Genomic DNA, 9,731 nt, shown 5'->3' on the forward strand with positions numbered 1-9,731 from the left:
TTGTTCTTTCTTTATTTTCTTCACTCCGCCACAGTTACTACGATATTACTTGATCGGGCATTTACAGTAGGATCATACATACAAGCTACCGTTGTGATTCCCGAATGGAAAATACCGACATTGTTGGCTTTGACCTCATATTCGAGTTCCCGTTTCCCTTTCGGCAAGTAATCGAAAAAGTAATTTGTAGAAGCATCTTTTAGGCTGAAATAATAACCCTGCCACCATTGGTATCCCGAGGGTCGGTAGATGGGCTCTACAGCTGATGGTCGTGCATCCTTAAGGTGTACATATTCCAAAGGACTGTCGTTGATGACCGTGATTTTTACCTTAATTTTCTCTCCCAATTCAAATGTATTGGTTTCAACCCATTTACCCTGACGCTCGGCGTAATATTGCTTTTGTATAGAAATGGCATTCGTCGTGCTGCTGACTTCTTCTACAGGAACAAAGTATTGATGTACAATAGAACCGTATACGCGACGGTTATTATTGTTTTTTATGGAGATTGTTCGATTGCCTTGCAATTCGTCTACATTAAAATCTTTTGTAGATTGTCCCAAAACCACATTTTTGGTCGGTATCTCTTCTTTGTCTACCCAAATTTCAACAGTATTATCCAAACTGAAGTCCTGAGGATCATTCGCCAGCAACAAGGCATAGATGGCGTCCACTGTTGCCCAGGTGCTACGCCAATGGTTGGCTTGTTTGTTATAATAAATCCACTGGGTGATTTCGTAGAGTTTGCTTGGGTCATGTAGTTTGTATGCCTCGACCATATAGCTGTGCAGGCTGATAGCATTAAAACGTTTTTGATTGCTTTCCCAATACATACCCCTTTCTTGGTCGCGGATCACTTCCTGCGTGATGCGGTTTTTGATTTCTCCTGACGGCTTAGATTCGCCTAATATTTGATTGATAACCCATGCCTTTGCCGCTATTCCGGCAGCATTTTGGGCTGTTATTTCCGGTGATTTTAGTAATTCGTTATCTAGTTTTTTCAGAATGGTTTCATCCAATTTATAAAGGCCGTTCCAGTACTGCCTTGCATATAGGTAATCCAGTACTTGCATGGTATTGCGCTTACTATCGAATAGGATACTGTCCTTATCCAATGATGTGATCAACTTTTGCATATTTTGGCGCATCGTATTGCTGATAAGGGTATAGTCGAGGTGAAGTACCTTACCCGTTATTTCGAGGATGCGGATAGAGATAGCTGTATTGGGTTTGCCTCCTTCGAACCAAGGGAAGGCTCCCCCGTTGAGCTGACTTTTACCGATTTTTTTCTCCAAATCGTTAATGTCTGCTTGGATATTGCTACTAAAGAGGTGCGCAATGGCTTTCCGCTTTGCTTCTTCCCCTTGGATATCGCGAAGCCATGGCATTTCTTCCATCGTCAATTCGTTCAAAGAGCTGTTTTCTTCCAGTCTGCCTCTTATATTTTCTTGGCCCAGTGTCACGAAATAATCCGATAAGGCCGGATAATGCTTTTGGATATAATGTGCCATCTGAAGAGAAAACCATTTACTAACCGTTTGTTCCGTGCATTCGTAAGGATAATTCTTTAAATAATCCAAAGCGGATAATATTTCCAGAATAGGATTTGTTTGCACCTGTACCTTAGCGTGTAAATTTTCCTTGCCGGCACCGGGAATTTGGTATTCCCGTTGCGTATCCGGTTTCAGCATGATTTTTTGGGTGTCTGAAATCAATACTTTGTTGGGTAGGATAGGCAGTTCATGCTGTTCGCCATCCGAAAACTCATCTGTGGCGGCTACGATCTTAATCTGTACGATCGGGTAGCCCGTTGGTACTTGAAGTTGCCATTCCACAATGCTGTTGTTTTCTGCTCCCACGTCGAAAGCTTTTGTACTATTTTCTCCGAGGAAAATATGCGATATGTTCTGGTTATTTTCGGGATTGATGATCTCGACCCGTGCATTTCCCGAAACCTTGCTTTTGCTGATGTTTTGGATTTGTGCTTTCAATGTAATCCGGTCACCTTCCCGAAAATAACGGGGGAGATTAGGACGGACCATCAACTGTTTTTGGGTTTGGGTGAAGAAAGTGGCTGAGCCCGCCTCTAAATTTTTTCCATGCGCAAAGAGTAATAGCTTCCATTGGCTTAGGGCTTCAGGACTATCAAATTCGAATGAAATATTCCCTTCCGAATCCGTATACAGTTCTGGATAGAAAAAGGCTGTTTCATCAAGATTGGCACGGGCTTGTACCGCATCCAATTGGGCTCGCTTTTTTTGTCCTTCTTTTGTGGTAATGAGAATCACACCATTTGCTCCACGGGAACCATACAAGGCCGTTGCGGAAGCATCTTTCAAAACCTCGATACTGGCGATTAGGTCTGGATTGATGGTGTTGAGATCGAACGTGTCCATCATTTCACCATCAACAACGTAAAGGGGAGCTGTTTGGTTATCGCCAATGGATGCCCCACGAATCATAATACCATCAGACTCTGCGGAGGCGACGGATCCCGTTAGAGCCACTTTTCTCTCTTGTCCATATCCGGTGACAACGACTTCATTCAAGGTACCTGATGTCCTTAAGAAAATACCGTTCCGCTGCCAGAGTTCGTAGGAATATACTGGAGAAACGGTATTGCCCTGCGGTGCGTACCACTCCCGCTTGCTGAACATATCGAGCGCTTGCTGTTTATGGTGGAATTCACGCAACAGATAATGGAAGTTCGGTCGACCGTAATAAGGATAATTTAGTTGCAGTGATGTCGGGAACATATTGCTGGCAAACATATCTAATGCAGCGTCATACATCGTAGCGAGTACTTCGGCTTGGGGCACTTCGTTATTTTGGGTAATCGTGAAACGCCATTTTTCGGATTGACCGGGCGTAATCTTATCCCGAAATGTCGATGTTTTGATAGACAAGGTCTTATCGCTACGTTGAATGGGAATGGATAACGAGGCGATGGCTGCTTTGTTGTCAACGATGAGCAATGCATTGAAAAACAGGTTCGGCGAAACATGTTCCTTTTGTAATATAAAGCTGTGTTGTGCCTTTCCATCCTTCCAATCCAATAGCTTTGTTGCTATCTTTTTAGCACCATGGGTTTCGAATAGAAATAGTTTTTGGGCGCGCGGCACATCGGTTTCAAACGTCATGGTTACCATATCGCCGATATTGTATTGCGCTTTGTCCAAGTTGTACACCAAGAACTCGGTTGCGGTCACTTTCCGTGTATCCGTTTTGTACAAACGGACGTCCGCTGAAGATCGAATCGTGTCGCTTTCTTGAATAGTATAAGCTTCGACCCAATAGCGTCCACTGGTGAAGAGGTTGGAGTCGAGCTGTATTAAACTCGTATCCCGCGTGCCAAAGTCATAACTGGCTACCCGTGTTTTGGGGGCTTCCTTATACAATAAAATAGGGTCGAAATAATTCGGGAAATACTTTTCATACTCCGCTTGGGAGAGTGTATGGTATCCTGCATCACGGAAAAACCTCATATTGTCATCGGTCAAGGCAATCTTTGATTCCATGTCGTATTTATAAATATCGACCTTCCCCTTGAACCTCAAAGGCTGTCCGTTTTGATTAACCGTATGGATATGTATCTCTTTCCACTTCTTTTCTTCAATCATATTTTCCGTCTGGATACGGATATTCCATGGTTTTGTAGAAAAACGGTAACTACCCGAGGCGGCTTGCATTTCTCCCGTTTGATTGACCACTTCGACCGAATATTGCAAAGTAAAATCAGTCAACCCAACAAAAGTACTGTCCATTAAGGGAACAGCAATACGGAACTTCCCTTTGTCGTCCGCGGCTGTTGTGCTATCTGCAATAGAGATGGTTTTTCGTTGTAGGGGGTGATAGAGATTCACCTGATATTGTACCGCGGCATCTACCAAGGGTACGCCCGATAATGTTTCGGCAAGTCCAGCGAATATGGCGGTATCTTGGAATGTGTAGGTGTCTTTATTGGTCTCAAAACTGGCTTTGAATGTCGGGCGTTTATATTCCTCCACCCGTATGCGTTGTGTATTTATTTGTCGATTACCGTGAAAAGCGACTATTTTAAAAGAACCTGGTAATGTTTTGTTGGGCAATTGGAATGAACCGTGAACAGAACCGAAGCCATTGGTGACTAAGGTGAGCGAATCGATTTTTTGGTTATTGGCATCGTGCAGGAAGAGTTGAATTCCCGCCTTTTCCAGCGTGCTCCCCAATAAGCTGTGGCCGTTATAAAGTATACTCTTAAAGTAAACAGTCTGTCCCGGACGGTAGATGGCACGGTCGGTCATCGTTTGGACAAAAATCATGTCTTTCTGGGTATAACGGTTTTCCCGGTTAACATGCGACTCGATGTTGTTGAGCTCGTCCATATCTATAAATTGATTTTCCTTAGGCAGAAATAGGAGATAATCGTTGAGGTCATTGCGGTCTTCTCTGTAATTTGATACGTAGGTAAACTCTCCCTTGCCATCCGTTGTGAAAGTCTGGATTAGCTTGGAAGAGGCATCGTTATTTGCTTCATAGAGTTGTATTTTTTCCTTATGATAAGGATTCCCCGTTTTTCTGTTGATTAGCAGACCCTTGTACTGCAGTTTTTGTTTTTCGGCATCGTCTTCTATGGTTGCCGACACAAAGAGGTCAGAAATAATGATGGTGCTTTCAACAACACCACGATAGAGACCATCGTCTTGAAATGTGGGATTATTGGCTAATAGAATGGTGTAATTTCCGTAAGGTAGGGGATTGAGCTTATAGATTGTGCTGTGTGCTTGGTAATCCTCAAAAGTTTTTAGAATAATGGTATCCTCATAAACCAATGTGGCATCGAGATTTACATTAAACTTCAATGAGTCGTATTTTACTTCATAGTTTTTGTATTTCTCCGGCCGATTGGTTGTGTTATATACGCGAATATAAAGTGTATCGGCATTGCGGATGCTTATCTTTATCGGTGTGTATAATTGTGCGGGCGCAAACTTATCATGGTTTAGTTTAATATCGGCTTTTTTGATCGTATTTGATACGTTTTTAACCTCCTTAATCCATGGTGATTGCGGGTAGTTTTCCAAAGCCCTGTTAATATGTTTTAGGGCTTCTGCTGGCTGCTGCGATTGCTGTGCGGTGGCAATTTGATATAGCAAATAAGCATTGTAGTTACTTTCCTGCTTGTTGATGATATCTAGGAACTTGGGCAATTCCGTTTCGATATTCCATTGCTGGATAGAGAGCCTGTAGCTCATTAGGTAAGCCGTTGCATCGTTATATTTCCCCGTCTTGTTCAATCGTTCCAGCTCCTGTGTTAGCGATGCAACTTTTTCGTCTTGCTCATGGTTTGTGTTTTGCAAGAAATTAAGATAATAGTGCGCCAAGAGGTGAAATAAAGTAGGGGTAAGGGTTACGTTTTTTTGCTCGACAAACATTGCCTTCCAATCCTGGATATCTTCATGCACGAGCAATTCCTGTTGAGATAACGATAAGCTAAAAAGTGAATCGATTGTTTTGACCTTACCGATATGATTTTGAGATATGAACGGGTCACGGCTATTGGATAGGTAGCGGGGCATATTGCCATACAGGTATTGGGCATAAAAGTTTTGTAAAACAGCTTGCTCTGCTTTATTCGCCTGTTTGATGTGCTGTTCCAAATGATTTTTGACCAATATAAAAGTACTATCGTCCGTATTGTTAATCCGTAGTGACAAATTTTCTGCCAATACCGCCCGGATCCACTCTCCACTGTTTTTATTATCTTTTGCGGTTGCTTTGATTTGACGCAGTAAGGGTAACGTCTGTGCATAATTTTTTATACTGATCAAGCGGTGTACTTCGCGCCATGTGTCAGCAGTAGCGGTGTCTTTTACAGATCCATGAGCAAGTGCCAATAAGGGAAATAGACAGATTAGCAGCCAAATATATCTCTTCATGATTATACGGTATGTGTTAAATGTACGTATTTTTTCTGCTTTTTAAGAATTGATGCCTGAAAGAGAAGTATTCCATAAAATTCGTTAATTTTGAAAGAAACAACAAACATGATAATAGAACAAATAGAGCCAAAATCGTTATGGCAATATTTTGAAGCGCTAAATGCCGTTCCCCGGGCATCGAAGAAAGAAAAGCAGGTTATTCAGTTCATGTTGGATTTCGGCGCTCGTTTGGGATTGGAGACGATACAGGACAAGGTGGGTAATGTGATTATCCGTAAAGCAGCTACTGCTGGTATGGAGAATCGCAAGGAGGTTGTGTTACAATCTCATTTAGATATGGTTCATCAGAAGAACAACGACACGGATTTTGATTTTGATAAGCAGGGAATCTCCATGTTTATAGAAGATGGGTGGGTCAAGGCACATGGTACGACATTGGGTGCGGATAACGGGATAGGCGTAGCGGCAATCATGGCTGTTTTGACATCGGAGTCTATTGCCCATCCGGCGATAGAAGGGCTATTTACGATAGATGAAGAAACGGGAATGACAGGCGCAAAGGGGTTGCAGGGTAATCTCTTAAAAGGTGAGGTGTTGTTGAATCTTGATACGGAAGAAGATACTGAAATCGACATCGGTTGTGCAGGTGGGGTGGATGTGACGGCTCGTCGCACCTATATACCGGAAACAGATGAGGTTGATTTGGTTTACTATAGGCTAACCGTTAAAGGGTTGCATGGCGGACATTCAGGGATGGAAATTCATAAAGGATTGGGTAATGCTAATAAAATAATTAACCGTTTATTGTATAGCTTATTACCGTTGGATATCCGGTTGTCTAGTATTGATGGAGGAGGATTACGCAATGCTATCCCAAGAGAAAGTATGGCCATCTTCGCTGCCGAAGAAACAACAACGGAACTGCTTTTATCGGTAATAGAACAAGAAAGCGCAGCGATAAAGCAAGAATTTGCAGGGGTTGATGAAATGCTTGAAATTACGTTGAAACGTTGTGAAAAACCATCTGATGACCTGTTGCCGATAGCGGTGCAGACAAAATTGATCCAAACGCTCTATGCGGCACCAAATGGTGTTTACCGTATGAGTGCTGATTTCGATAATCTGGTGGAAACGTCCAATAATATAGCGCGTGTCAAGGTAGGGAAGGGAAAGATTTCCGTCAAATGTCTCACGCGTTCTTCTGTGGAATCATCAAAAGTTGATTTAGCAAACACTTTAAAATGTTGCTTCGAACTAATGGATGCGGAGGTTGCCTTCTCCGGTGATTATCCGGGTTGGACCCCCAATCCCAATTCGGAAATACTGGATATTCTCAAATCAACCTATACGAACTTATTCGATGAAGAACCGCATGTTGTGGCTTGCCATGCGGGATTGGAATGTGGCATATTAGGTAGTCACTACCCCGATATGGATATGATCTCGTTCGGCCCGACCATTTTAGGAGCACATTCTCCACAAGAGCGTGTATCCATATCGTCCGTTCAGAAGTTTTGGACGTTTTTATTGGCGATATTGAAGGAGGTGCCGGTTAAATAATCTTAAGTGCTGATCTGTAAATAATGATGCTAAAAAGACGAAAGAAAGTTTCCTTGGTACTGGGGGGCGGCGGAGCTAGAGGCATTGCGCACATAGGCGTCATCCAATGGCTTGAAGAGCAAGGTTATGAGATAGATGAGATTGTCGGTTGTTCCATCGGCGCGCTCGTAGGGGGTGCATACGCTAGTAATCGCCTGCATGAACTGGGAGAATGGATGAAAACGCTGACCCGGGGACAGGTTTTCAAATTAATGGATTTTACCAATCCACGCTATGGTCTGTTGAAAGGTGAGCGTATTTTGGACACCTTGCATGAGGTGTTTGACGACGTCAACATAGAGGATTTGGCATTAACCTATACGGCTGTCGCCACGGATCTGGGAAATGAACAGGAAGTGGTGTTCCGCGAAGGAAGCATTTATGCCGCCATACGGGCCTCTATCGCTATCCCAGGTGTTTTTACTGCGGTAGCCGCCGAGAATAGTTTTTTAGTGGATGGAGGGGTTTTAAACCCGCTGCCACTTAATCATGTAGCTAAAAAAAGAAACTTAACCATTGCGGTAAACTTGGATGGGATGCCTATTAAAGATAAAACCACGGTCACCCAAAATTTTACGGCGCGAACGTTATTGTTGGCATCGTATTATGCAATGCGACGTCAATTAAGCACCTTGATGTTAGCGCTTCATAAGCCCGATTACGCCATCTCTGTGCCACATAATGCTGCCGATATATGGGAATTTCACCGTTCTGTTGAATTAATCGATATGGGGTATGAATTGGCTCGCAGCGTAATTAAACCCCATCCATAAATTCGTTGATCACCTGATTAAATTCTTCTGGCGCTTCCAGATTGGGTAAATGTCCACATCCGGCAATCTCTTTAAACCGGGCGTTTGGAATAGCCTCCTCTAAATCCTTCATATCCTGAGCGGAAGTAATCCGGTCGTCACTACCGCGGATCAGGAGCGTAGGAACGCTGATGTCTTTTAAAGTGTCGCTGGTGTCTGTTCTGGCAGCTAGCGCCAACAATGTAGAACAGATACTCCGCACGCTGTTCCGGCGAATGGCACTTTTAATATACTCGACAGCTTCTGCTTTTTCTTGTATACTATTTGCTGAAAATACATTTTCTACAAAACCAATAGAGAACGGTCGGCGTCCGTGATTAAGAACGGCTTGTATACTATCAAATCGTTTTTGTTTTCCGACATTGGTATCCGCTTTACTATGTGTATCGGCTAAAATGAGGCCCGATATCTTTTCGGGAAATAGTTGGTAGGCACGCAGCGCAATATATCCCCCCATGGAAATACCACATAACGTCGCTTGTTCGACATCCAGTTTCTCCATAAATACCCGTATATCTTTTGCAAAAACATCGATGGAAAAAAAACTATGTCCGCTCGTTGAGAGACCATGTCCACGAATATCTAATGCAATTCCCGTAATATCTTCCGGTAATGCTTCCAATTGGTCGCGCCACATATTTTTGTTAAACGGAAAACCATGTAAAAAAATAATGGTTTTGGATGATGTTGTTGGTGATTTTTTGATGAGATAGGAGATACTTATATCCCCAATTCGTATTTTGTTGCTTTTTATTAAGCGTTCGATCATATTAATAAATTTAATGCGAATGTAATTATTTTTTAATCAGCAATATACATACCATTGCTACATTTAGCGTATCTTTTTTCTCAAAATAATTTGGAAAAAAGGAAAAAGTGGCGATATTTGCATCACCAAAACAACAAACAATTGTTGTTGTCGACATAAAAAGTCCGCGCTTGTAGCTTAATTGGATAGAGCACCTGACTACGGATCAGGAGGTTAGGGGTTCGACTCCCTTCAAGCGCACTTTTTCTCACCTTGATTATCTTTATCTTATATTTCAGAATCGAGTTTACGCAGCGTCCTTTGTATTTTTTACAAGACCTATCCCCGAGAAGAAAAAGATTAACGCAATAACACCGATAACAATCAGTGATATGTAGTCGGTATTTTGATTAATCAGTTCGTAGCCCGTGTAGATTAATCCAATAATACCTAAAATAGTTAGTATCGTTCCAAATATCCGTTTTACATTCATGGTTTCGTTTTTTGATATTTAAACAATATTTATGCCCGAATGATTTTTATAGCGAGATGATAAAACGAAAAGATTCCCTGGTATGATACTCCCTATTTGCTGGACAACTTTTTACTAAACTAAGATATAATTACGATACATTTTTAATTTCCTGATAG

5 protein-coding genes and 1 tRNA gene are annotated in these 9,731 nt (G+C 42.3%); 3 read left to right on the top strand and 3 right to left on the bottom strand.

From position 1 onward, the window contains the following. Positions 1-20: 20 nt before the first annotated feature. The gene (locus tag FXV77_RS18090; RefSeq protein WP_148920643.1) at positions 21-5,918 is read right to left on the bottom strand and encodes an alpha-2-macroglobulin family protein; all 5,898 of its coding nucleotides are present in this window, start codon (positions 5,916-5,918) and stop codon (positions 21-23) included. Positions 5,919-6,026: 108 nt separating this feature from the next. Here FXV77_RS18090 and FXV77_RS18095 point away from each other — a divergent pair, with 108 nt between their 5' ends. Both FXV77_RS18095 and FXV77_RS18100 read left to right on the top strand, forming a co-directional pair. After that, complete coding sequence (locus tag FXV77_RS18095; protein WP_148920644.1) at positions 6,027-7,481, top strand: aminoacyl-histidine dipeptidase; 1,455 nt, start codon at positions 6,027-6,029, stop codon at positions 7,479-7,481. A gap of 23 nt (positions 7,482-7,504) precedes the next feature. Next, positions 7,505-8,293: a patatin-like phospholipase family protein gene (locus tag FXV77_RS18100; protein WP_222867818.1), complete on the top strand. Its 789-nt coding sequence runs from the start codon at positions 7,505-7,507 to the stop codon at positions 8,291-8,293. On the opposite strand, the gene FXV77_RS18105 is transcribed toward FXV77_RS18100, so the two are convergent. Next, positions 8,277-9,101, bottom strand: a complete 825-nt coding sequence (locus FXV77_RS18105) for an alpha/beta fold hydrolase (RefSeq protein WP_148920645.1) — start codon at positions 9,099-9,101, stop codon at positions 8,277-8,279. The genes FXV77_RS18100 and FXV77_RS18105 overlap by 17 nt on opposite strands. 166 nt (positions 9,102-9,267) lie before the next feature. Between FXV77_RS18105 and FXV77_RS18110 the strand changes: the two genes are divergently transcribed. Then, positions 9,268-9,341, top strand: a tRNA-Arg gene (locus tag FXV77_RS18110). A 46-nt stretch (positions 9,342-9,387) separates the two neighbouring features. Here FXV77_RS18110 and FXV77_RS18115 read toward each other — a convergent pair. Next, positions 9,388-9,573, bottom strand: coding sequence for a hypothetical protein (locus FXV77_RS18115; protein WP_148920646.1), 186 nt, complete (start codon positions 9,571-9,573; stop codon positions 9,388-9,390). Positions 9,574-9,731 lie beyond the last annotated feature (158 nt).

Origin of the sequence: Sphingobacterium phlebotomi, assembly GCF_008180195.1 — a bacterium.
In the GTDB taxonomy this organism is placed as follows: Bacteria; Bacteroidota; Bacteroidia; order Sphingobacteriales; family Sphingobacteriaceae; genus Sphingobacterium; species Sphingobacterium phlebotomi.